General features: G+C 44.3%; 22 protein-coding genes, 3 tRNA genes, 3 rRNA genes and 1 pseudogene. 22 read left to right on the top strand and 7 right to left on the bottom strand.

Annotated features, from left to right (window positions below; all coding sequences use genetic code 11):
• Positions 1-15: 15 nt before the first annotated feature.
• From rpsK to PXH59_RS14045, 6 genes are all read left to right on the top strand, one after another.
• Entirely contained in the window at positions 16-405 is a 390-nt protein-coding gene (gene rpsK / locus PXH59_RS14070; RefSeq protein ID WP_002919257.1) for a 30S ribosomal protein S11, read from the top strand.
• A gap of 36 nt (positions 406-441) precedes the next feature.
• The gene (gene rpsD / locus PXH59_RS14065; RefSeq protein ID WP_013183231.1) at positions 442-1,062 is read left to right on the top strand and encodes a 30S ribosomal protein S4; all 621 of its coding nucleotides are present in this window, start codon (positions 442-444) and stop codon (positions 1,060-1,062) included.
• A 25-nt stretch (positions 1,063-1,087) separates the two neighbouring features.
• The gene (locus tag PXH59_RS14060; protein WP_038269634.1) at positions 1,088-2,077 is read left to right on the top strand and encodes a DNA-directed RNA polymerase subunit alpha; all 990 of its coding nucleotides are present in this window, start codon (positions 1,088-1,090) and stop codon (positions 2,075-2,077) included.
• A 40-nt stretch (positions 2,078-2,117) separates the two neighbouring features.
• A complete protein-coding gene (gene rplQ / locus PXH59_RS14055; RefSeq protein ID WP_047771693.1) occupies positions 2,118-2,510 on the top strand; it encodes a 50S ribosomal protein L17 in 393 nt (130 codons plus the stop codon).
• A gap of 175 nt (positions 2,511-2,685) precedes the next feature.
• Positions 2,686-3,099 (top strand): Zn(2+)-responsive transcriptional regulator, encoded by a 414-nt coding sequence (zntR, locus tag PXH59_RS14050; RefSeq protein ID WP_285808853.1) that lies wholly within the window; start codon positions 2,686-2,688, stop codon positions 3,097-3,099.
• 86 nt (positions 3,100-3,185) lie between these two features.
• Complete coding sequence (locus tag PXH59_RS14045; RefSeq protein WP_099133067.1) at positions 3,186-3,374, top strand: alternative ribosome-rescue factor A; 189 nt, start codon at positions 3,186-3,188, stop codon at positions 3,372-3,374.
• A 45-nt stretch (positions 3,375-3,419) separates the two neighbouring features.
• Here the strand turns inward: PXH59_RS14045 and trkA are convergent, their stop codons facing one another.
• The 4 genes from trkA to def all read right to left on the bottom strand — a co-directional run bounded on the left by trkA (position 3,420) and on the right by def (position 7,746).
• The gene (gene trkA / locus PXH59_RS14040; RefSeq protein ID WP_047771689.1) at positions 3,420-4,796 is read right to left on the bottom strand and encodes a Trk system potassium transporter TrkA; all 1,377 of its coding nucleotides are present in this window, start codon (positions 4,794-4,796) and stop codon (positions 3,420-3,422) included.
• Between the two features lie 93 nt (positions 4,797-4,889).
• Positions 4,890-6,170: a 16S rRNA (cytosine(967)-C(5))-methyltransferase RsmB gene (gene rsmB, locus PXH59_RS14035; protein ID WP_285808852.1), complete on the bottom strand. Its 1,281-nt coding sequence runs from the start codon at positions 6,168-6,170 to the stop codon at positions 4,890-4,892.
• A 91-nt stretch (positions 6,171-6,261) separates the two neighbouring features.
• Positions 6,262-7,209 (bottom strand): methionyl-tRNA formyltransferase, encoded by a 948-nt coding sequence (gene fmt, locus PXH59_RS14030; RefSeq protein ID WP_285808851.1) that lies wholly within the window; start codon positions 7,207-7,209, stop codon positions 6,262-6,264.
• A 24-nt stretch (positions 7,210-7,233) separates the two neighbouring features.
• A complete protein-coding gene (gene def, locus PXH59_RS14025; protein WP_285808850.1) occupies positions 7,234-7,746 on the bottom strand; it encodes a peptide deformylase in 513 nt (170 codons plus the stop codon).
• A 133-nt stretch (positions 7,747-7,879) separates the two neighbouring features.
• Between def and dprA the strand changes: the two genes are divergently transcribed.
• The 5 genes and pseudogenes from dprA (at position 7,880) to PXH59_RS14000 (ending at position 11,247) form a co-directional block, all read left to right on the top strand.
• The gene (gene dprA / locus PXH59_RS14020) at positions 7,880-8,968 is read left to right on the top strand and encodes a DNA-protecting protein DprA (RefSeq protein WP_285808849.1); all 1,089 of its coding nucleotides are present in this window, start codon (positions 7,880-7,882) and stop codon (positions 8,966-8,968) included.
• A 60-nt stretch (positions 8,969-9,028) separates the two neighbouring features.
• Positions 9,029-9,580 carry a DNA topoisomerase family protein gene (locus PXH59_RS14015; RefSeq protein ID WP_047771684.1) on the top strand — a complete coding sequence of 184 codons (552 nt, stop codon included), beginning with the start codon at positions 9,029-9,031 and terminating at the stop codon, positions 9,578-9,580.
• 1 nt (position 9,581) lies between these two features.
• Positions 9,582-10,151, top strand: coding sequence for an L-threonylcarbamoyladenylate synthase type 1 TsaC (gene tsaC / locus PXH59_RS14010; RefSeq protein WP_285808848.1), 570 nt, complete (start codon positions 9,582-9,584; stop codon positions 10,149-10,151).
• A 6-nt stretch (positions 10,152-10,157) separates the two neighbouring features.
• Positions 10,158-10,981: pseudogene (gene aroE, locus PXH59_RS14005) on the top strand (shikimate dehydrogenase).
• A complete protein-coding gene (locus tag PXH59_RS14000) occupies positions 10,978-11,247 on the top strand; it encodes a DUF1488 family protein (RefSeq protein ID WP_285808847.1) in 270 nt (89 codons plus the stop codon). Before aroE ends, PXH59_RS14000 begins: the two are co-directional and overlap by 4 nt.
• Here the strand turns inward: PXH59_RS14000 and PXH59_RS13995 are convergent.
• Positions 11,214-11,768, bottom strand: a complete 555-nt coding sequence (locus tag PXH59_RS13995) for a gamma carbonic anhydrase family protein (RefSeq protein WP_047771680.1) — start codon at positions 11,766-11,768, stop codon at positions 11,214-11,216. The two genes, PXH59_RS14000 and PXH59_RS13995, sit on opposite strands and share 34 nt — an antisense overlap.
• Positions 11,769-12,263: 495 nt before the next feature.
• Here PXH59_RS13995 and PXH59_RS13990 point away from each other — a divergent pair.
• From PXH59_RS13990 to PXH59_RS13965, 6 genes are all read left to right on the top strand, one after another.
• Positions 12,264-13,807 (top strand): 16S ribosomal RNA (locus PXH59_RS13990).
• An 86-nt stretch (positions 13,808-13,893) separates the two neighbouring features.
• Positions 13,894-13,969, top strand: a tRNA-Glu gene (locus tag PXH59_RS13985).
• Between the two features lie 191 nt (positions 13,970-14,160).
• Positions 14,161-17,072, top strand: a 23S ribosomal RNA gene (locus PXH59_RS13980).
• A gap of 79 nt (positions 17,073-17,151) precedes the next feature.
• A 5S ribosomal RNA gene (gene rrf / locus PXH59_RS13975) occupies positions 17,152-17,267 on the top strand.
• Together the 16S, 23S and 5S rRNA genes with 3 tRNA genes alongside form the textbook arrangement of a ribosomal RNA operon.
• Positions 17,268-17,323: 56 nt before the next feature.
• Positions 17,324-17,400 (top strand) — tRNA-Asp (locus PXH59_RS13970).
• Between the two features lie 8 nt (positions 17,401-17,408).
• Positions 17,409-17,484, top strand: a tRNA-Trp gene (locus PXH59_RS13965).
• Positions 17,485-17,732: 248 nt separating this feature from the next.
• Here PXH59_RS13965 and hdfR read toward each other — a convergent pair.
• A complete protein-coding gene (gene hdfR, locus PXH59_RS13960; RefSeq protein WP_047771918.1) occupies positions 17,733-18,575 on the bottom strand; it encodes an HTH-type transcriptional regulator HdfR in 843 nt (280 codons plus the stop codon).
• Positions 18,576-18,690: 115 nt separating this feature from the next.
• Here hdfR and PXH59_RS13955 point away from each other — a divergent pair, with 115 nt between their 5' ends.
• Complete coding sequence (locus tag PXH59_RS13955) at positions 18,691-19,029, top strand: MaoP family protein (protein ID WP_047771917.1); 339 nt, start codon at positions 18,691-18,693, stop codon at positions 19,027-19,029.
• A gap of 62 nt (positions 19,030-19,091) precedes the next feature.
• On the opposite strand, the gene PXH59_RS13950 is transcribed toward PXH59_RS13955, so the two are convergent.
• On the bottom strand, positions 19,092-20,618 hold the full coding sequence (locus PXH59_RS13950; protein WP_285808843.1) for a YifB family Mg chelatase-like AAA ATPase: 1,527 nt from the start codon (positions 20,616-20,618) through the stop codon (positions 19,092-19,094).
• Between the two features lie 601 nt (positions 20,619-21,219).
• Here PXH59_RS13950 and ilvL point away from each other — a divergent pair.
• The 4 genes from ilvL (at position 21,220) to PXH59_RS13930 (ending at position 24,310) form a co-directional block, all read left to right on the top strand.
• Complete coding sequence (ilvL, locus tag PXH59_RS13945; protein WP_152669737.1) at positions 21,220-21,315, top strand: ilv operon leader peptide; 96 nt, start codon at positions 21,220-21,222, stop codon at positions 21,313-21,315.
• Between the two features lie 143 nt (positions 21,316-21,458).
• Entirely contained in the window at positions 21,459-23,105 is a 1,647-nt protein-coding gene (gene ilvG, locus PXH59_RS13940; protein WP_285808839.1) for an acetolactate synthase 2 catalytic subunit, read from the top strand.
• A complete protein-coding gene (gene ilvM, locus PXH59_RS13935; RefSeq protein WP_047766337.1) occupies positions 23,102-23,359 on the top strand; it encodes an acetolactate synthase 2 small subunit in 258 nt (85 codons plus the stop codon). Before ilvG ends, ilvM begins: the two co-directional genes overlap by 4 nt.
• Positions 23,360-23,383: 24 nt before the next feature.
• Entirely contained in the window at positions 23,384-24,310 is a 927-nt protein-coding gene (locus PXH59_RS13930; protein WP_285808838.1) for a branched-chain amino acid transaminase, read from the top strand.
• Positions 24,311-24,354: the final 44 nt, after the last annotated feature.

The following is a 24,354-nucleotide window of genomic DNA, read 5'->3' as shown; positions in this document are numbered from 1 at the left end:
TCGGGGTATTGAATAATGGCAAAAGCACCTATTCGTGCACGTAAGCGTGTAAGAAAACAAGTCTCTGACGGTGTGGCTCATATCCATGCTTCTTTCAACAATACCATCGTTACTATTACTGATCGTCAGGGTAACGCATTGGGTTGGGCAACTGCCGGGGGTTCCGGTTTCCGTGGTTCTCGTAAATCTACTCCGTTTGCAGCTCAGGTTGCGGCAGAGCGCTGCGCTGAAGCAGTAAAAGAGTACGGAATTAAGAACCTGGAAGTTATGGTTAAAGGACCTGGTCCTGGCCGTGAGTCAACTATCCGCGCATTAAATGCGGCTGGTTTCCGCATCACTAATATTACGGATGTGACTCCGATCCCTCATAACGGTTGTCGTCCACCGAAAAAACGTCGCGTTTAGTACGTCTTCGTTTTTTAGGATTGTTGGAGAAAGAAAATGGCAAGATATTTGGGTCCTAAGCTCAAGCTGAGCCGTCGCGAGGGTACAGACCTTTTCCTGAAGTCTGGCGTTCGCGCGATTGACACCAAGTGTAAGTTAGAACAGGCACCAGGCCAGCACGGCGCACGTAAACCGCGTCTGTCTGACTATGGTGTACAGTTACGTGAAAAACAAAAAGTTCGTCGTATTTACGGTGTTCTGGAGCGTCAATTCCGTAACTATTATAAAGAAGCGACTCGTCTGAAAGGCAACACAGGTGAAAACCTGCTGAATTTGCTGGAAAGTCGCTTGGATAACGTCGTTTATCGTATGGGTTTTGGCGCGACTCGTGCTGAATCACGTCAGATGGTAAGCCACAAGGCTATCACGGTAAATGGTCGCGTTGTTAACATCGCTTCTTATCAGGTATCCCCGAATGACGTAGTCAGCGTTCGTGAAAAAGCGAAGAAGCAGGCTCGCATTAAAGCAGCTTTAGAGCTGGCTGAGCAGCGTGAGAAACCAACTTGGTTGGAAGTTGATGCTGCGAAGATGGAAGGTGTGTTCAAGCGTATTCCTGAACGTACTGATCTATCCGCTGACATTAACGAACACCTGATCGTCGAGCTTTACTCTAAGTAAAGCTTAGTACCAAAGAGAGGACACAATGCAGGGTTCTGTGACAGAGTTTCTAAAACCGCGCCTGGTAGATATCGAGCAAGTCAGTTCGACGCACGCCAAGGTGACCCTTGAGCCATTAGAGCGTGGCTTTGGCCATACTCTTGGCAACGCACTGCGCCGTATTCTGCTTTCGTCTATGCCGGGTTGTGCGGTGACTGAGGTTGAGATTGATGGTGTACTGCATGAGTACAGCACCAAAGAAGGTGTACAGGAAGATATCCTGGAGATTCTCCTCAATCTGAAAGGGCTGGCGGTGAAAGTTCAGGGTAAAGATGAAGTTATCCTTACTTTGAATAAATCTGGCATTGGCCCTGTGACTGCAGCCGATATCATCCATGATGGTGATGTCGAAATCGTCAAGCCGCAGCACGTAATCTGCCATCTGACTGACGAAAGCGCTTCCATTAGTATGCGTATAAAAGTTCAGCGCGGTCGTGGATATGTGCCGGCTTCTGCCCGAATTCATTCGGAAGAAGATGAGCGCCCTATCGGTCGTTTGTTAGTAGATGCTTGCTATAGCCCAGTAGAGCGTATCGCCTACAATGTTGAAGCAGCTCGTGTAGAACAGCGTACTGACTTGGATAAGCTGGTTATCGAGATGGAAACTAACGGTACAATCGATCCTGAAGAGGCGATTCGCCGTGCAGCTACCATTCTGGCTGAACAACTAGAAGCTTTCGTTGATTTACGTGATGTACGTCAACCAGAAGTAAAAGAAGAGAAGCCAGAGTTTGATCCGATCCTGCTGCGCCCTGTTGACGATCTGGAATTGACTGTCCGCTCTGCTAACTGCCTTAAAGCAGAAGCTATCCACTACATCGGTGATTTGGTACAGCGTACTGAAGTTGAGTTACTTAAAACACCTAACTTGGGTAAAAAATCTCTTACTGAGATTAAAGATGTACTGGCTTCACGTGGACTTTCTCTGGGCATGCGTCTGGAAAACTGGCCACCAGCAAGTATTGCTGATGAGTAACTAGATCACAGGTTAAGGTTTTACTGAGAAGGATAAGGTCATGCGCCATCGTAAGAGTGGTCGTCAATTGAACCGCAACAGCAGCCATCGCCAAGCTATGTTTCGTAACATGGCAGGTTCTTTAGTTCGTCATGAAATCATCAAGACGACTCTGCCTAAAGCGAAAGAACTGCGTCGCGTCGTTGAGCCGCTGATTACTCTTGCCAAGACCGACAGCGTAGCTAATCGTCGTCTGGCATTCGCCCGTACTCGTGATAACGAGATCGTGGCAAAATTGTTTAATGAACTGGGTCCGCGTTTTGCGAGCCGTGCAGGGGGTTACACTCGTATTCTGAAGTGTGGCTTCCGTACAGGTGACAATGCACCGATGGCATACATCGAGCTTGTTGACCGTGCAGCAGAGTCTCAGACAGAAGTAGCGTCTGCAGAGTAATCTGTAGGAGCGTAAAAAGCCGGGTATTATCCCGGTTTTTTATTGCCTTTTAATTTTGATCCTCTAATTCTCCGTTTTATATTCATCAGCTAATCTGCAAATTTTTCCTGTTCAGATGATCTCTTAGCCTATTCTGGTAGTATTGTGATTATTTTCTACTTGATAGGAGAATCTTATGTATCGTATCGGTCAGTTGGCAAAATTAGCAGGTGTAACACCTGACACTATCCGTTTTTATGAAAAACAGGGGCTGATGCTTCATGGAGAAAGAACAGAAGGTGGTTATAGACTATATACCGAACAGGATCTACAGCGATTGCGTTTTATCCGCTATGCAAAACAATTAGGTTTTACACTCGAAGCAATTGTAGAACTATTATCTATTCGGGTTGATCCTGAGCATCATACATGCAAGGAATCAAAACATATTGTTGATTCTAGATTGCGAGAAGTTGAAGAAAAATTATTAGAAATGCAAAAAATGCGTGATTCTTTGAAAATGTTGAGTGATGCTTGTTGTGGTAGTACTCACGTCAGTACATATTGTTCTATATTAGAAATTCTGGAAGAAGGTGCGACAAGCAGATAATTTTTCTTTATTGTTCTGAGTGCTAAGAGTACAATCGCACTGTTTTTAATCATAAAATTATTTTATTCATTAATTTAGAGGTTATGATGACAACATATCGCCATAAAAAAGGTGTTATCAAAGATAATGCTATAGAAGCTTTACTACATGATCCTTTGTTTAGGCAGAGAGTAGAGAAAAATAAAAAAGGTAAAGGAAGTTATAATCGTAAAGAAAAGCATGGTTGGGAGGCCAATGATAATAATTTTATCAAGTTGTTATCATTGGCCTTCTAGCTTTTTAAGTAGATTCTATAATCGAACAAGTCCGAATTAATGTTTTTACAGGAAGAAAGGACTTGGCTGGAAAAGCTTTTCTACTTCAGGCACGAATTTTTTATCAGTAATAAACATGATTACATGATCACCTTGTTGAATAATACTGTAATCATTAGCAATGATGACTTCTTCATTACGGACAATGGCACCTATTGTTGTTCCTGGTGGTAATTTGATATCACCTATCTTACGCCCAACAACTTTTGAAGTATGTTCATCGCCATGAGCTATGGCCTCGATAGCTTCAGCAACCCCTCTTCTTAATGAGAATACACTGACAATATCTGCTTTACGGACATGACCAAGTAGCGCTGATACTGTTGCTTGTTGAGGTGAAATTGCAATATCAATGACCCCACCTTGTACTAGATCAACATATGCACTGCGTTGAATAAGAACCATTGCTTTTTTGGCCCCCATTCGTTTTGCAAGCATGGCTGACATAATATTGGCTTCATCATCATTTGTTAGCGCTATAAAAACGTCAACTTGTTCAATATGTTCTTCAGCTAGTAATTCTTGGTCTGAAGCATCACCATAAAACACGATGGTATCGTGCAATAGTTCAGCTAATTCAATGGCCCTTTTTTGGTTATGTTCAATTAGCTTGACGCTGTAATCTTTTTCAAGTCGTGCGGCTAAACCTGCACCAACATTACCGCCCCCAACAATCATGATGCGTTTATACGGTTTTTCAAGACGTTGTAATTCGCTCATTACGGCCCTGATATGTTGTGATGCTGCAACGAAGAAGACTTCATCTCCAGCTTCAATAATTGTTGAACCTTGAGGTCTAATCGGGCGATCTTGACGAAATATTGCAGCAACTTTGCTATCAATATGTGGCATATGCTCTCGAAGTGAGGATAAGGCATTGCCTACCAGTGAACCACCATAATAGGCCTTAACCGCAACAATGCTGACACGCCCTTCAGCAAAATTAACAACTTGTAATGCTCCTGGATATTGGATTAATTTATAGATGTAATCAATAACCAGTTGCTCAGGGGATATTAGGTAATCAATAGGAATATCATCAGGTTGAAATAATTTTTCTGATTCTCGGATATATTCTGATGAGCGTATTCTGGCGACTTTATTGGGTGTGTTAAATAGAGAATAAGCAATTTGGCATGCAACCATATTGGTTTCATCTGAATTTGTGACAGCTATTAACATATCAGCATCTTCAGCGCCAGCTTCCTTCAATACTCTGGGATGGGAGCCATGACCATTGACAACTCGGAGATCGAATTTATCCTGTAACTGGCGTAGACGATCTGTATCGGTATCAACGACAGTAATATCATTGTTTTCATCAACTAAATTCTCAGCTAATGTCCCACCAACCTGGCCAGCACCCAGAATGATTATCTTCATAGCATTCTCTTCTCAATTGGAAGCCATCTTTTATTCTTGATATTTTAGCAAAACCATAAAATCCTCTCGCTCAGTTGGAACGAGAGAGCGTTATTATTGTTTAGTTAGTCGGGCATAAAAGAAACCATCACCACCCGTAGCTTCTGGAATAATCTGTGTTCCAGGAGTATCTGAATTACCTGCTTCTGATAATACTGCATCGGGATGACGGGCCAAAAACTCTTTTATTTGCTCACTATTTTCCTGAGGTAAAATTGAACAGGTGGCGTAAACCAGCGTGCCATTTCGCTTCAAATATGGCCAGATAGCTTCAAGGATTTCAGATTGCAATGTAACTAGTTGATTTATATCTTCACTCCTGCGTAGCCATTTTATGTCAGGGTGACGGCGAATAACCCCTGTAGCAGAGCATGGTGCGTCAAGAAGAATACGATCAAATTGTTCATCAGCAGCCCACTCGTGTGGAAGGCGTCCATCACCTTTTTTGACGACAGCATGCAAGTTAAGTCGTTGTAAATTCTCTTTTACTCGCTTAATTCGTTGCTCATCAATATCGATAGCAATAACCTTAGATTTTGGTGCTATTTCGAGTATATGAGTAGTTTTTCCGCCAGGTGCAGCACAAAGATCCAGTATAGATTCACCATTGCATGGGCCTAAGAGTTCCGCGCATCCCTGTGCGGAGCGATCCTGAATAGTTACCCAGCCTTGGCTAAATCCGGGTAGTGCACTGACAGGACAGGGGGTCAGAAGACGAATAGCACTAGGATGGTTGATATCTAATTCTGCTTCTATATTAGCTTCTTCTAATAGTGCAAGATATTCTTTTGCTGTATGATGGGTTTGGTTAACCCGTAGCCACATAGGTGGTTTTTGGTTGTTGGCATTCACTATAGTTTGCCAATTTTGTGGATATGCTTTTTGAATGTGTTCTAGCAGCCATTTGGGATGTAGGTGTTGATTATTTGCCCGTTCGATTAATTCTTGTTGTTGGCGCTGAAATTGGCGAAGGACACCATTAATTACCCCTTTAAGCTGTGGCCGTTTTAAATGAGTGGCGCCATTGACGGTTTCGGCAAGTGCAGCGTGTGCAGGTATACGTGTATATATCAGCTGATATATACCAACCATGATTAGGTAGTGAAAAATACGTTGTTTTCCTTTCAATGGCTTTGCCATTAGTTGACTGATAAACCACTCAAGCTGAGGTAATACTCTCATCACACCAAAACAGATTTCTTGCAACAACGCCTTATCTTTATCAGAAACTTTTTGTTGGAGTTCAGGTATAACAGTGCTGAGGGATTGCCCTTGGTCAAGCACTTGGGTGATTGCTTTTGCAGCGATGCTTCTCAGGTTATATGTATTTTTCATGGTAATGGTCAAAAAGCTGACTTTCGTCAGCATGGTAAAAAAATAGGAAGAAGCCTGAATGCTAAAACATTCAGGCAAAGTCAGGTTAGTATCAGTTGATTTTGCTACCAGGTGTAAACCACTCACGTTTGGAGTTTAACAGATCGGCAACCGACATTGCTTTCTTGCCTGGTGGTTGCAATTGAACAATATTTAATATCCCATCCGCAGTTGCAATTTGAATACCTTTTTTATCTGCGCTGATAATTGTTCCAGGAGCTTGGGTGGTTTGCTCTGCAATGACTTCTGACTGCCAGATTTTAATTGGTTGATCATCAACTAAGAAGAAGCTCATAGGCCAGGGGTTGAAAGCACGAATACAACGTTCAATTTGGCTTGCAGGTAAATTCCAATCTACTTTTGCTTCCTCTTTACTCAGTTTTTCGGCGTAGGTCGCAAGTGTGTCATCCTGAATTTTAGGTTGACATGTCCCCGATGTGATTAAATCTAAGGTGTTGAGTAAGGCTTTAGGCCCAATATTGGCAAGCTTTTCGTATAAACTAGCACTAGTATCTTCATTTGTAATTGGGCAAATAGCTTTCAACAGCATATTACCCGTATCAAGTCCGGCATCCATTTGCATGATCGTTATGCCCGTTTCTTGGTCGCCAGCCCAAATGGAGCGCTGAATGGGGGCTGCACCACGCCAACGAGGTAGTAAAGAGCCGTGGACATTCAAGCATCCTAGACGTGGTATATCTAAAACGGCTTGAGGAAGAATTAAGCCATAGGCAACAACGATCATAATATCGGCTTGTTGTTCCATGACCCATTGTTGACTTTCTTCTGTACGTAAGGTTTTTGGCTGGAAAACAGGAATATCATGTTCTTCAGCCAATACCTTTACAGGACGTGGTGTCAGTTTCTTACCTCTTCCTGCCGGCTTGTCTGGTGGAGCGAGTACTCCGACAACCTGGTGTTGAGAGTTTAATAAAGCAGCCAAATGGCGAGCCGCGAAATCAGGCGTTCCGGCAAAAATAATACGTAAAGAGTCAGACACTGTTATTTCCTGCGATAATAAAAGTTATTTGTTTTTGGCTCTCAGTCGGTCAATTTTTTCAACTTTCTGACGGATGCGTTGGCGTTTCAATGGTGATAAATAATCAACAAAGAGTTTACCGACTAAATGATCCATTTCATGTTGAATACAGATTGCCAGTAATCCATCAGCTTCTAATTCAAATGGTTGGCCGTTATAGTCTAAGGCCTTAATTTTTACTTGCTCAGAACGAGGCACAAATCCACGCTGTTCAGGAACAGATAAACAACCTTCTTCTATTCCTGTTTCACCAGTTGCATTAATCAATTCCGGGTTCATCAGAACAAGACGTTGATCGCGCTCCTCAGAAACGTCAATGACAATAATTCTCTGATGTATATCAACTTGTGTTGCCGCTAAACCAATACCTTCCTCTGCATACATCGTTTCAAACATATCATCAACGATACGCTGAATTTCTGCATTGACTTTTTCTACTGGCCTGGCAACTGTGCGAAGTCGCTCATCTGGATAATGTAATACTTGTAAAATTGACATATATATTTAGAACTGCATTCAAAAAGTGAGTGATAATTGATGCCTATTCTAGACATTTCCCATTTAGATTGACAGTATTGAACATAAATTAATCATGAGAGGATTGCTCTCAACCTCAGATCAGGATGACGATATGGAAGCGATGGAAATGTGGTTAAGAATGAAAATGGTCTCTCATCTTTCAGCTGCGAAAGCCATGCTTATTATGGATCGCCTGTTGCAAACGAAAAATTGCAGCATATCTTCTCTTAAAGCATGTGGTCTGTCATCTGCACAATGCTTGCAATTTATGAAAGCTAACACTTCCGTGCTGATTTCGGCTCTCAATTGGTTAGAACAACCAGATCATCATTTGTTGACTTTCTCTCATCCCGCATATCCGCCTTTATTAAAGCAAATACACTCTCCACCTCTTGTTCTTTTTGTTGTAGGTGATGTATCGGCCTTATCGCAAAAGCAAATTTCAATGGTTGGTAGTAGGACTGCGACTTTTTATGGTGAAAAATGGGGAAAGATATTTGCTAGTGACTTGGCTAAAAATAATCTGGTAATAACGAGTGGACTGGCGATTGGTATTGACGGTATCTGCCATCAGGCAGCATTGGATTCGGGAGGGAAAACAGTCGCGGTACTTGGTAGTGGTTTTAAAAATATCTACCCCAGTAGACATAAGTCCTTGGCCGGACATATTAAAGAAAATGGGGCATTAGTTTCCGAATTTTTTCCTGATGCGCCACCTAAAGCCAAGCATTTCCCAAGGCGAAATCGAATTATTAGTGGGTTAAGTTTGGCTCTTCTTATTGTGGAAGCTCATAAGAATAGTGGCTCACTGATTACAGCCCGTTGCGCTCTTGAACAAGGGCGAGACATCTTTGCATTACCTGGTCCATTAGGCACTCCTGCGAACGAAGGTAATCATTGGTTGATTAAACAAGGGGCTTATTTGGCAACAAATGTAATGGATATTATGGAGCATATTGGCTTTTCATTTCAATGGGTTAACATCGAAGAGAAAGGTCAGGAGGAAGAAGATAAACAATTTGAACAAACAGAGTTGCCATTTGTGGATGTGCTGGTTAACGTAAGTAGTGAAGTTACACCTGTCGATGTGATTGCCCAGCGCTCTTCCCTGCCAGTTACCGAAGTTATGACCAAATTATTGGAGTTGGAACTCATAGGAAAAGTTGCTGTTGTTGCTGGTGGGTATGTCCGAACTAATTAAGCGATTTAATTTGTGCTTTTTCCAATGTTATGGCGGCTGCCGATATTCAGCGAGTGAGATATGTCTAAGAAAGTACCTTTTACTATAAAAAAAATAGAGCGTTGCCCAAAGTGTAATGCTGAGTTAGTGATCCGCAATGGTGATCATGGTCCATTTTATGCGTGTTCCGGTTATCCATCTTGCCATTATCTTCGTCCTTTGAAAGCACAAATAGACGGACATATTGTTAAAGAATTGGATGGGCAAATCTGTCCAAAATGTGGTTTCACTTTAGTCTTACGTCAAGGGCGTTACGGTATGTTTATTGGCTGTGGTCATTACCCTGAATGTGAATATACAGAATTAATTGATAAACCAGATGATACGTCAATTAATTGTCCTCAATGCCAGCAAGGAAAATTACTCCAGCGTAAATCTCGTTTTGGTAAGACATTTTATTCTTGTAATCGCTATCCAGAATGTCAGTTTGCACTTAACAATAAGCCTATATCAGGTGAATGCACGTTTTGTCACTACCCACTGTTAATAGAAAAGCGCACTTCCCAAGGCGTAAAATTATTTTGTGCCAGTAAATTGTGTAGTAAGCAGCAAGTTAATGAAATTGAGAAATGAAATGAGTTACGTAATCTCACCAGTATTTGATGAAGTTATCATGGCCTTAAAAGAAGAAAAAGTTATTGCTTATCCTACTGAAGCCGTTTTTGGATTAGGGTGTGACCCTGATAGTGAAAATGCAGTGCAAGAGCTATTAGCGTTGAAAAATAGGTCTTGGGAGAAAGGGCTAATTCTTATTGCTGATAAGTATGAGAGATTATGTCCTTATATTGATGATGAACAGATAAATGATACACAGAAAGAAACCATACTCTCATCTTGGCCTGGCCCTGTTACGTGGGTAATCCCCGCGAAAGCGACCACACCAAAATGGTTGACTGGCAAATTTTCAACATTGGCCGTTCGAGTTACGGCTCACCCTTTGGTTCAGCAGCTATGTGCTATATATGAAAAACCACTTGTTTCGACTAGTGCGAATCTAAGTGGATTAGACCCATGTCGTAGTGTAGAAGAAGTACGACAGCAATTTGGCGATCGTGTCCCAATATTAGAAGGAGAAGTTGGTGGGCGTAAGAATCCATCAGAAATCAGGGATGCGTTAACTGGCAAATTATATCGGCAAGGATAGGTAATCATGGATAAATTCGCTGTTTTTGGTAATCCAATTGCGCATAGTAAGTCTCCTTATATTCATCGATTGTTTGCTGAACAAACAGGTATCGAGCATCAGTATGGGAGAGTACTTGCTCCGGTAGAAAACTTTGAACAAACCTTAGCTTATTTTTTCGAACAGGGGGGGTAGGAGCGAATATCACTGTTCCTTTCAAAGAACGTGCCTATAAATGCTCAGATGAATTGACTGAACGGGCGGGTATCTGTGGTGCAGTTAATACATTAAAACGGATATCGGGAAACCGACTGCTCGGTGACAATACTGATGGAATGGGATTATTAGTAGACTTGCAGCGACTCAAATTCCTCTCTCAAGGACAGAGGATTTTGATCATAGGCGCTGGTGGAGCTGCGAAAGGTGTATTGTCTCCTTTGTTATCACTGGGCTGTTCAGTCACTATTACTAACCGAACATTTGAACGTGCTCAAATAATCGCAAATACATTTTCTCTATTAGGTGATATTCAGGCCATTGAAATGAGTGCTCTTGGCCTTATTACGCCAGATTTTGATATTATCATTAATGCAACAGCTTCTGGCCTTGATGGACAAATTCCTGCCATCTCTCCGTTGATTTTTCAAAATAATAGTGTGTGTTACGACATGTATTACCAGCATGGATTAACTCCTTTCCTTACGTTCGCTCACCAACATGGTGTTTCACGTTTGTCTGATGGCTTAGGAATGTTAGTAGGGCAGGCTGCGTATTCTTTTGAATTATGGCATGGAGTGTTTCCTGAAATAGAACCTGTTTTAACGGCCTTAAGACGGGAATTACATGCATGAACCAATCCATTCAATTTCCTGATCGTGAAGAGTGGGATGCGGTAGAATATAAGGTAATATTCCCAGCAATGGTGGATGGTTTGCTGGTGGAGTGTATGATTAGTTCTGATGAAATAATAGGGCGCTATGGCAAGGATCATCACCCACTCGATTTGTTTCGCCAACATCGCTGGGATTTGGAAGAAGAGTTTGAAACAGCCATTTTGAGTGGGCATGATGATCAATTTGGGCGCTACTCTTTGCTTTCAGATTGTGTTGATAGGTAGTCATTTTTCCAGCTAACGTAATTATTAGCGGAATAAAGCAGCCCTTCCAATTCTTCAGGTTTGAGTTTTCGTACTTGCTTGGCAGGGCTACCGACGTACAGGTAACCGCTTTTTAATTTTTTACCTGGAGGAACTAGGCTACCTGCTCCAATCACAACATCGTCTTCAATAGTCACTCCATCAAGTAAAATGGAACCCATGCCAACTAAGACTCGATTCCCAATTTTACACCCATGTAGCATTGATTTATGACCTACCGTGACATCTTCGCCAATTATTAGTGGGAAGCCATTTGGATTATCAGGAGATTTATGAGTCACATGTAAAACAGAACCATCTTGAATATTTGTACGTGAACCAATTGAGACATAATTTACATCACCCCTGATAACTACAAGGGGCCAAATGCTGACATTATCTGCTAATCTGACATTTCCAATTACAACAGAAGAAGGATCTAAAAGAACTTTTTGGCCGACTTGAGGATAGAAATTTAGATATTGGCGTAAAACAGTAGGCATAAAAACCTCAACAGTAATAGTGGATCGCAAATATATAAGCAATTATATAGGAATGTTATTGAGGAAAAAATGCCACGCAATGGAATGATTCGCATTAATTTCAGCCTGTTTGAGTGGTTTTTATATTCAAAAGGTCAAAAAGTGCTCACTTAAAAATAAAATTGCAAAAAACTATTGTCAGCGCTGAAAAACCCCCTATAATGCGCCACCACTGACCGACGCCGAGCTGAAACAGACCGCGAAGGACAGTGAGAGAAAAGCGAAAATAATCGCTTGACTCTCGAGGCGAAAAGCGTAAGATACGCAGCCTCGCAACCCGGAAGGTCCTTCCGGTTGCCAACGCTCTTTAACAAATTAATCAGACAATCTGTGTGGGCACTCACAAGACACTATCTGACGCCGAAAGGCGAAAAAGATTAAAAAAGTCTTGAAGAGTGACTGAACAGTTAATTCATTATGAACGGACAGTCAGAATTCTTTGAGCATCAAACACTTTAATTGAAGAGTTTGATCATGGCTCAGATTGAACGCTGGCGGCAGGCCTAACACATGCAAGTCGGGCGGCAGCGGGAAGAAGCTTGCTTCTTTGCCGGCGAGCGGCGGACGGGTGAGTAATGTCTGGGGATCTGCCCGATGGAGGGGGATAACCACTGGAAACGGTGGCTAATACCGCATAACCTCGAGAGAGCAAAGTGGGGGACCTTCGGGCCTCACACCATCGGATGAACCCAGATGGGATTAGCTAGTAGGTGGGGTAATGGCTCACCTAGGCGACGATCCCTAGCTGGTCTGAGAGGATGACCAGCCACACTGGGACTGAGACACGGCCCAGACTCCTACGGGAGGCAGCAGTGGGGAATATTGCACAATGGGCGCAAGCCTGATGCAGCCATGCCGCGTGTATGAAGAAGGCCTTCGGGTTGTAAAGTACTTTCAGTGGGGAGGAAGGCACAGGGTTGAATACACCCTGTGATTGACGTTACCCACAGAAGAAGCACCGGCTAACTCCGTGCCAGCAGCCGCGGTAATACGGAGGGTGCAAGCGTTAATCGGAATTACTGGGCGTAAAGCGCACGCAGGCGGTCAATTAAGTTAGATGTGAAATCCCCGGGCTTAACCCGGGAATGGCATCTAAGACTGGTTGACTAGAGTCTCGTAGAGGGGGGTAGAATTCCACGTGTAGCGGTGAAATGCGTAGAGATGTGGAGGAATACCGGTGGCGAAGGCGGCCCCCCTGGACGAAGACTGACGCTCAGGTGCGAAAGCGTGGGGAGCAAACAGGATTAGATACCCTGGTAGTCCACGCTGTAAACGATGTCGATTTGGAGGTTGTGGCCTTGAGCTGTGGCTTCCGGAGCTAACGCGTTAAATCGACCGCCTGGGGAGTACGGTCGCAAGATTAAAACTCAAATGAATTGACGGGGGCCCGCACAAGCGGTGGAGCATGTGGTTTAATTCGATGCAACGCGAAGAACCTTACCTACTCTTGACATCCACGGAATTCTGCAGAGATGCGGAAGTGCCTTCGGGACCCGTGAGACAGGTGCTGCATGGCTGTCGTCAGCTCGTGTTGTGAAATGTTGGGTTAAGTCCCGCAACGAGCGCAACCCTTATCCTTTGTTGCCAGCACGTGATGGTGGGAACTCAAGGGAGACTGCCGGTGATAAACCGGAGGAAGGTGGGGATGACGTCAAGTCATCATGGCCCTTACGAGTAGGGCTACACACGTGCTACAATGGCAGATACAAAGAGAAGCGACCTCGCGAGAGCAAGCGGACCTCATAAAGTCTGTCGTAGTCCGGATTGGAGTCTGCAACTCGACTCCATGAAGTCGGAATCGCTAGTAATCGTAGATCAGAATGCTACGGTGAATACGTTCCCGGGCCTTGTACACACCGCCCGTCACACCATGGGAGTGGGTTGCAAAAGAAGTCGGTAGCTTAACCTTCGGGAGGGCGCTGACCACTTTGTGATTCATGACTGGGGTGAAGTCGTAACAAGGTAACCGTAGGGGAACCTGCGGTTGGATCACCTCCTTACCGAAAGATAGTAGTTTTTGTAGCAGTGCTCACACAGATTGTCTGATGAAATAAAGCAGAGCAAGCGTCTGCGAAGAAGACTTTGAGTCCCCTTCGTCTAGAGGCCTAGGACACCGCCCTTTCACGGCGGTAACAGGGGTTCGAATCCCCTAGGGGACGCCATCTTGCTCAGGTATCGGGTGAAAGACGGTGCCACTGAAATATTGTTAAGCGGACGTGCGCGTCGGTTTAGCAATATTAGCTCTTTAACAATCTGGAACAAGCTGAAAATTTGAAACAGCCCGTGACGATGAATTCATCAGCACGGGTGAGTCTCTCAGACCCGTCAATCCGAAGACACCTTCGGGTTGTGAGGTTAAGCGACTAAGCGTACACGGTGGATGCCTAGGCAGTCAGAGGCGATGAAGGACGTGCTAATCTGCGAAAAGCGCCGGTGAGCTGATATGAAGCGCTGTCAGCCGGCGATGTCCGAATGGGGAAACCCGGTGCAATTCGTTGCATCATCATTAACTGAATCCATAGGTTAATGAGGCGAACCGGGGGAACTGAAACATCTCAGTACCCCGAGGAAAAGAAATCAACCGAGATTCCCCCAGTAGCGGCGAGCGAACGGGGAGGAGCCCAGAGCCATCAGCATGACACGCCTCAGGAGAACGGTCTGGAAAGGCCGGCAGTAAAGGGTGAAAGCCCCGTATCCGAAGTGGTGTGTTGTGTGAGCTCGAAGAGTAGGGCGGGACACGTGATATCCTGTCTGAACATGGGGGGACCATCCTCCAAGGCTAAATACTCCTGACTGACCGATAGTGAACCAGTACCGTGAGGGAAAGGCGAAAAGAACCCCGGCGAGGGGAGTGAAAGAGAACCTGAAACCGTGTACGTACAAGCAGTGGGAGCCCTGATTTATCAGGGTGACTGCGTACCTTTTGTATAATGGGTCAGCGACTTATATTCTGTAGCAAGGTTAACCGTATAGGGGAGCCGCAGGGAAACCGAGTCTTAACTGGGCGTTAAGTTGCAGGGTATAGACCCGAAACCCGGTGATCTAGCCATGGGCAGGTTGAAGGTTGGGTAACACTAACTGGAGGACCGAACCGACTAATGTTGAAAAATTAGCGGATGACTTGTGGCTGGGGGTGAAAGGCCAATCAAACCGGGAGATAGCTGGTTCTCCCCGAAAGCTATTTAGGTAGCGCCTCGTGAAGTCATCTTCGGGGGTAGAGCACTGTTTCGGCTAGGGGGTCATCCCGACTTACCAACCCGATGCAAACTGCGAATACCGAAGAATGTTATCACGGGAGACACACGGCGGGTGCTAACGTCCGTCGTGAAGAGGGAAACAACCCAGACCGCCAGCTAAGGTCCCCAAGTCATGGTTAAGTGGGAAACGAAGTGGGAAGGCTCAGACAGCCAGGATGTTGGCTTAGAAGCAGCCATCATTTAAAGAAAGCGTAATAGCTCACTGGTCGAGTCGGCCTGCGCGGAAGATGTAACGGGGCTAAACCATGCACCGAAGCTGCGGCAGCGACACGAATGTGTTGCTGGGTAGGGGAGCGTTCTGTAAGCCGTTGAAGGTGAACTGTGAGGTTTGCTGGAGGTATCAGAAGTGCGAATGCTGACATAAGTAACGATAAAGCGGGTGAAAAACCCGCTCGCCGGAAGACCAAGGGTTCCTGTCCAACGTTAATCGGGGCAGGGTGAGTCGACCCCTAAGGCGAGGCTGAAAAGCGTAGTCGATGGGAAACAGGTTAATATTCCTGTACGGGCAATAATTGCGACGGGGGGACGGAGAAGGCTAGGCAATCCGGGCGACGGTCGTCCCGGTTTAAGTGTGTAGGTGGGATAATCAGGCAAATCCGGTTATCCACAGCACTGAGGCACGATGACGAGGCACTACGGTGCTGAAGTTGCTGATGCCCCGCTTCCAGGAAAAGCCCCTAAGCTTCAGATTAGTGCTCATCGTACCCCAAACCGACACAGGTGGTCAGGTAGAGAATACTCAGGCGCTTGAGAGAACTCGGGTGAAGGAACTAGGCAAAATGGTGCCGTAACTTCGGGAGAAGGCACGCTGGCGTTAGGTGAAGGACCGAGCGTCCGGAGCTGAGGCCAGTCGCAGATACCAGCTGGCTGCAACTGTTTAATAAAAACACAGCACTGTGCAAACACGAAAGTGGACGTATACGGTGTGACGCCTGCCCGGTGCTGGAAGGTTAATTGATGGGGTTATCGCCTGGCGAGAAGCTCCTGATCGAAGCCCCAGTAAACGGCGGCCGTAACTATAACGGTCCTAAGGTAGCGAAATTCCTTGTCGGGTAAGTTCCGACCTGCACGAATGGCGTAATGATGGCCAGGCTGTCTCCACCCGAGACTCAGTGAAATTGAACTCGCTGTGAAGATGCAGTGTACCCGCGGCAAGACGGAAAGACCCCGTGAACCTTTACTATAGCTTGACACTGAACCTTGAGCCTTGATGTGTAGGATAGGTGGGAGGCTGTGAAGTGCAGACGCCAGTCTGCACGGAGCCATCCTTGAAATACCACCCTTGAATGTTTGATGTTCTAACGCCGGCCCGTTATCCGGGTTGCGGACAGTGTCTGGTGGGTAGTTTGACTGGGGCGGTCTCCTCCCAAAGCGTAACGGAGGAGCACGAAGGTTGGCTAATCCTGGTCGGACATCAGGAGGTTAGTGCAATGGCATAAGCCAGCTTGACTGCGAGAGTGACAGCTCGAGCAGGTGCGAAAGCAGGTCATAGTGATCCGGTGGTTCTGAATGGAAGGGCCATCGCTCAACGGATAAAAGGTACTCCGGGGATAACAGGCTGATACCGCCCAAGAGTTCATATCGACGGCGGTGTTTGGCACCTCGATGTCGGCTCATCACATCCTGGGGCTGAAGTAGGTCCCAAGGGTATGGCTGTTCGCCATTTAAAGTGGTACGCGAGCTGGGTTTAGAACGTCGTGAGACAGTTCGGTCCCTATCTGCCGTGGGCGCTGGAAGATTGCAAGGGGCTGCTCCTAGTACGAGAGGACCGGAGTGGACGCACCACTGGTGTTCGGGTTGTCATGCCAATGGCATTGCCCGGTAGCTAAGTGCGGAAGAGATAACCGCTGAAAGCATCTAAGCGGGAAACTTGCCTTAAGATGAGTCTTCCCTTACTCCTTTGAGGGTACTGAAGGACCGTCCGAGACGAGGACGTGGATAGGCCGGGTGTGTAAGCGTTGCGAGACGTTGAGCTAACCGGTACTAATGAGCCGTGCGGCTTAACCTGACAACACCGAAGGTGTTTTGGGGATTTGAGAGGGTTTCAGAATAAAAAACAGCTTGTTCGGGATTGAAGACAGAATTTGTCTGGCGGTAATAGCGCGGTGGGACCACCTGAACCCATGCCGAACTCAGCAGTGAAACGCCGTAGCGCCGATGGTAGTGTGGGGTCTCCCCATGTGAGAGTAGGACACGGCCAGACATTGATTAAAAAACGTGTTGCCGGCCCAAAAGGCAGCACAGAGAAAGAAATTCGGTGGTGCGGTAGTTCAGTTGGTTAGAATACCGGCCTGTCACGCCGGGGGTCGCGGGTTCGAGTCCCGTCCGCACCGCCACCGTATTTAGGGGCGTAGTTCAATTGGTAGAGCACCGGTCTCCAAAACCGGGTGTTGGGAGTTCGAGCCTCTCCGCCCCTGCCAGTTAACAAATAAGTAATAATTGATATAGCTTTCAGATTAATAGCCCAGCTAAAGTTAGCTGGGTTTTTCTTGTTTGTCGTTTTTTGTACAGTTACTAACGTACTATAGCTTTAACATATTGCAGTTCTGACCTGTGTTTTTACTGGCCTATAGTTTTAACTTCTAATCTCGTGTAATTCTAATTTCTTTGCGGGCGCTACACCTTTGCGCGCCATGCTGTGCATAACTCATTATTTTTTATATAAAAATTATTTTTTGGTGGTTACAGGTGCTTTCTCAACAGGAATTTTTAATAAGTGTTGGATAAGCGCTTGTTGGTCACTGTTTTGTAGCCATACAGCGTATAATGGCCGTTCTATTAACTGATTATTAGGTAAGGCAACGAGTTTCGGATATTCTTCTTGCCAATGTACAGGAAGGAAGGTTGTAGCATTAACGCTATCCAATAACTCTCTGGCAATATGTGCTGATGTGGTTGTAATGATAGGTGGGTGATCGTTCTTTAAGATTTGTTGTTCTTGCTGGTGAAAATCAGCTCCCCACTCTAATTTGATATAATTTTCTACTGGTTTATCAAGGTTATGCCGGGTTGTTAATAAAATAAGCTGGATATTACCTATCAGCTGACTTTGAAACTCATCCATTTTGGGCGGTTCAGTGGTAATTAACAGATCTAATTCACGAGAATGTAATTGTTTGACTAGCGACTGGCGTGTTGAAACGAAAGAATCGATTCTTGTTTCCCGATGGTGTTGATAAAACGTATTTATCCAGGATGTTAGATAACTTTCCCATAGGGATGCTGTAGCGCCGATAGAGAGTTTTGTATGTTGGGCAATATAATTGATTTCTTTCTTCGCCAATTGCCAGGTACTCATTAGTGATTCTGCATAAGGTACCAGGCGTTCTCCGGCTGCAGTTAGGCGGATATTATTACGATGTCGAGTGAATAGATTAGTACCCAACTGATTTTCTAGTTGACGGATACGAAAACTAACAGCGGATTGTGTTAAATAGAGCGATTCAGCTGCCCGACCAAAGTGACGAGTCTTACTGACTTCCAAAAAGGTTTTCAGTAATTCAGTATCCACATGCATCTCCAATAGTTTTTGTCGTTAAGATTTAAATATTTTGTTTTACAGAATGTCAAGCCTCCCTAATACTCCGCGCCATAATTAGTATGACTTAGAGTTAGGAGTGTGTCAGATGGCTGAAAGCTTCATCACGACTAATCGTTTTTTTGATAATAAAAATTATCCACGTGGATTTTCCCGTCATGGTGATTTCACCATCAAAGAGGCTCAATTGCTAGAACGTTATGGTTATGCGTTCAATGAATTGGACCTTGGTAAACGTGAACCTCAAACAGAAGAAGAAGAACTGTTTGTTGCAGTTTGCCGTGGTGAACGTGCACCTGCAACGACAGAAGAAAAGGTATGGATTAAGTATTTGGCAAAAATTAGCCGTCCAAAACGTTTTCATACCCTTTCCGGTGGAAAACCTCAGCTTGATTCTGCAGAGGACTATACCGATACTGATGATTAATACCATCATTAATATTAATCATCTATCCAAGAGGGGCGATTGCCTCTCTTCTAACCGATAACTTATCCAGTCTGCTTCTGTAATTGTATAAGTAACCTATCCATACTTCGGTAGCTGAGTGCTTCCATAATATCTGGTTTTTCTATTCTTGTTTGTTCTCTTAAATCTGCAATTGTGCGAGAAACCCTAAGTATTCTGTGCCAGGCACGTATAGATAAACCTAATTTCAATAAAGTATTTTCCAGAAAAACGGCATTTTCCATGCTAATTTTGCAAATATCTTCAGTTTGTTTGCTATTGAGACGGGCATTAATGTGCCCACAGCGCTCTATTTGTATTTTTCTTGCCCTTGCTACGCGTTTTTTGATTTCTTGACTACTTTCTCCATATTTTGTTGATGATTGACTTAAAATTCCTGGAGGGAGCAAAGGAACTTCAATAGAGAGATCAAAACGATCTAAAAAAGGGCCTGATAGTTTAGAGAGGTAACGTAATACTTGGTGTGGACTACTTCGGTTATGTATTCCTTGATGATAGCCGGTTGGGCTAGGGTTCATGGCTGCAATCAATTGAACTTGGGCAGGAAAACGCACTTTTGCTCTGGCACGGGATATTACTATTTCGCCAGATTCTAACGGTTCCCGTAGGGCATCAAGGACACTGCGGTTAAATTCAGGTAATTCATCCAGAAATAACACGCCATTATGGGCAAGAGAAATCTCTCCAGGTTTGGGTATTGAACCTCCTCCAACAAGAGCTGCCATTGAAGAACTGTGATGAGGAGCTCTAAATGGGCGTGTATGCCATTTTTGATGATGTAATTGACATCCCGCCAAGCTATTGATTGCTGCAACGTTTAGCGCTTCCTGATGCGTCAATGGCGGTAACAAACTACATAATCGACTGGCAAGCATAGTTTTTCCGGTGCCTGGAGGACCGAGTAGCAGAAGATTATGACCGCCAGCGGCTGTGATTTCCAATGCCCGTTTAGCTTGTTCCTGTCCAATAATATCTTGCATATCTAATACAAATGATTCAGTTTGTGGTTCAACAGGAGGGGGAGAGGATAAGTTCGCGTTTTCTCCTCGTAAGAAATGGCAGACTTGCAGCAAATGATTTGCTATTAACGTTTCGTTCTGAGACAAAATTGCCAATTCAGTCTGGTTCTCTGAGGAAAGGATAAGTTGTCTTCCAGCTCTTTTGGCACTTAATGCGGCGGGAATTGCTCCCATAACTTGCCGTATTTCACCAGAGAGTGCTAACTCACCTAAAAACTCGTAATTATGTAGCTTATCTGTCGTGATCTGCTCTGATGCGGCTAAAATTGCAATAGCGATAGGTAAATCATATCTTCCCCCTTCTTTGGGGAGATCAGCTGGCGCTAAATTGACAGTGATCCTTTTGGGAGGATAAGTAAAACCACTATTGATCAGAGCACTTCGGACACGATCTCTAGCTTCTTTTACGGTCGTTTCAGGTAAACCAACAAGGGTGAGACCGGGTAAACCATTACTGATATGTGCTTCTATTGTGACGATAGGGGAATCAATACCAATTGTTGCCCGTGTATGAATAACAGCCAGTGCCATGATGCTCTCCTTAGCAAGAAAGCTGTTATCATGGATTGATAAAAAATAATGAAAAGTCGCCTTTCAATGTTTTGTGAAAAGGTTCGTAAATATATTTATCATTATGAGGATGCTGACAACTATTCAGTTGTTTGAATTTTAATAATAACATAGTGTTATATATTAGTATTCTAACAAACTGGTACTCTTATGATAAAAAAGGGAACGGTAATGAATGGTACTTATTAATAATTATAACCGCACAAAATACATAAATTTAATTTAATAAATATCAATCCTATATACTGTTGATCGTGATAATAATTAACTATAAAAAATGAATTTCGTTCACATTTTTGCCCTGTTATCGAGACTTAGACGATTAACTTATTTTTTATTATTTTATCTATTAATAATTTTATTAAACAAATAGATGGCAATTTTTTCTGAGCTAAAAATGCGTGAATTCCAGTGGATTTATCTGTTTCTTAGTTATCTAAATGAAAAATATAAATAAAATAATTTTGTTATGAAAAAAACAAAAATAATCGTTGTCAACAATCATAGAAAGTGGTAACTCTTAAATATACGTCAAGCATACGAATTAAAAACGAATAAAGTTATGAATGCATTTGTCCTAGTGATTAGCCTAATTATTGTGAGTGTGGTGGTGATTATCCCACCGTGCGGGGCTGCACTTGGACGAAGAACGGCTTAGACAGAAGAACAGCCAGATTCCAAAAAACCCCCGCACCGAAAGGCGCGGGGTTTTTTTTTAGGCCTGATACTGGGTTAGACACGCAGAAGTAACAAAACATCACAACAGCCAATGGCAAGGTAAACATAACAGGGGAAACGGCAATGAACGGGGCACAATCGGTTGTAGAGGCATTACGAAAACAGGGAATTGAAAAAGTTTTTGGTTATCCAGGTGGCGCCATCATGCCTGTTTATGACGCGCTGTATGATGGCGGTGTTGAGCACATTTTATGTCGCCATGAACAAGGCGCCGCTATGGCAGCAATTGGCTATGCGAGGGCAAGTGGCAAGCCGGGCGTTTGCATAGCGACATCAGGGCCAGGAGCAACAAACTTAATCACGGGATTGGCTGACGCATTATTGGATTCTGTTCCTGTTGTAGCGATTACCGGACAGGTAAGTTCTGAATTTATAGGGACGGATGCCTTTCAGGAAATCGATATACTGGGAATGTCTCTTTCTTGTACAAAGCACAGCTTTCTTGTTGATTCTCTGGAAAAATTACCCCAAATCATGGCCGATGCTTTCTCGATTGCCATGAGTGGTCGCCCAGGCCCTGTTCTGGTTGATTTACCCAAAGATATTCAGTTAGGCCAAAGTGACTTTGCCCCCTATTTAATACCGACATCCCCTAAATTTTCTCTCCCAAAACAAGAGATTGAGTTGGCCCGTCAATTGTTAGTTTCATCTCGGAAACCTATTTTGTACGTGGGTGGAGGGGTTGGCATGTCTGGTGCTGTTCCTGAGTTGCGCAATTTTGTCTCTGAAACGGGTATTCCCGTTGTTTCTACATTGAAAGGATTGGGAGCGGCAGATTTTGAACATGAATGTTATTTGGGAATGTTAGGCATGCATGGTACTAAAGCCGCTAACCTTGCCGTTCAATCTTGTGATTTGTTAATGGCTGTCGGAGCGCGTTTTGATGACCGTGTTACGGGGAAGCTGAATACTTTTGCCCCTCATGCTAAAGTGATTCATGTGGATATTGATCCCGTTGAATTCAATAAATTACGTCAGCCCCATGTGTCATTATTGGGCGATTTAAAAACCCTATTGCCTCATTTACAACAACCTTTATCTATCCAAGCCTGGCAGCAAGAAATCAAACAATTAAAAAACGAATATGCATGGCGTTATGACTATCAGGGTGAAAATATTTATGCTCCGTTACTGTTGAAGCAGGTTTCTGAACGTGCTTCGTCCAGTACGGTTATCACAACCGATGTTGGACAGCATCAGATGTGGGCTGCTCAACACATGACTTTTAGTCAGCCAGAAAATTTCATCACATCAAGTGGATTAGGCACAATGGGATTCGGTATTCCGGCGGCGATTGGTGCCCAGATGGCTCGTCCTGACGATATGGTTATCTGCATATCTGGAGATGGCTCCTTCATGATGAATGTTCAGGAATTGGGCACGATTAAACGCAAGCAATTGCCGGTTAAACTGATCTTATTGGATAACCAACGATTGGGTATGGTTCGCCAGTGGCAAGAGTTGTTTTTTGACAAACGTTATAGCGAAACGATCTTAACTGATAATCCTGATTTTCTTACGTTGGCGCAGGCATTTGGTATCCCGGGACAGAGAGTGACTGACAAAGCACAAGTGGATGAAGCATTGGATGCTTTGTTCAACAGCGAGGGCGCGTATTTATTACATGTGTCTATTGATGAATTAGAGAATGTCTGGCCATTGGTTCCACCAGGTGCAGGCAACGAAACCATGTTGGAGAAATCATTATGATACAGCATCAACTTGCTATTAAGGCGCGGTTTTGTCCTGAGATTTTGGAGCGGATTTTGAGGGTTATCCGTCACCGTGGATTTCAGATATGCGCATTGAATATGGATCATATAACAGATAATGATAATGTAAATATTGAACTCACCGTGTCTAGCCAACGTCCAGTTAATTTACTTTTTTCCCAATTGCTGAAATTGGTGGATGTTGCGGGTGTTGAGATCAAACATAAAGAATCACGATTAATAAGCGCATAATGCGCCCTTGAAGGAAAACTGAGAATGACAAAGCAAGCTGATTATATATGGTTCAATGGGGAAATGGTGCCGTGGGCAGAGGCTAAAGTTCACGTTATGTCCCATGCCTTACATTATGGTACTTCGGTATTTGAAGGGATCCGTTGCTATGATTCCCATAAAGGACCCGTTGTTTTTCGTCATCGTGAACATATGCAGCGCTTGCGTGACTCAGCCAAGATTTACCGTTTTCCAGTCAGTCAAAGTGTGGACGAATTAATGGAGGCTTGCCGTGAAACACTGCGTAAAAATAAATTAACCAGTGCTTACATTCGCCCATTGGTATTTATCGGTAATGTTGGCATGGGAGTGAACCCACCTGCTGGTTATAAAACAGACGTTATCATTGCTGCTTTTCCGTGGGGAGCTTATCTTGGTGAGGAAGCCTTGGATCAGGGCATTGATGCAATGGTTTCTTCATGGAATCGCATGGCAGCAAACACAATTCCTACAGGTGCAAAAGCAGGCGGCAACTACCTCTCTTCTTTGTTGGTGGGAAGTGAAGCGCGGCGTCATGGTTATCAGGAAGGGATTGCACTGGATGTTCATGGTTATATTTCAGAAGGTGCGGGCGAAAACCTGTTTGAAGTGAAGGATGGCGTTCTATTCACACCGCCATTTACTTCATCTGCCCTGCCGGGGATCACGCGTGATGCCATCATCAAGTTGGCACAGGATCTTGGGCTGGAAGTTCGTGAACAGGCACTTTCTCGTGAATCGCTTTATTTAGCGGATGAAGTGTTCATGACAGGAACAGCTGCGGAGATCACACCAGTTCGTAGTGTAGATGGTATTCAGGTGGGTATCGGCAAATGCGGTCCCATCACTAAAAAAATCCAAAGCGCGTTCTTTGGCTTATTTGATGGTACGACAGAAGATAAATGGGGTTGGTTGGATCCGATTAATCCTTAATAAAAAATATAAAACTCAGCAGGCGGTCGTTCCCCGCCTGTTTT

The organism is Xenorhabdus bakwenae (assembly GCF_030272115.1).
GTDB classification, from domain to species: domain Bacteria; phylum Pseudomonadota; class Gammaproteobacteria; order Enterobacterales; family Enterobacteriaceae; genus Xenorhabdus; species Xenorhabdus bakwenae.
Note: the sequence above shows the minus strand (reverse complement) of the source record. Positions and strands in the feature narration are given on the sequence as shown.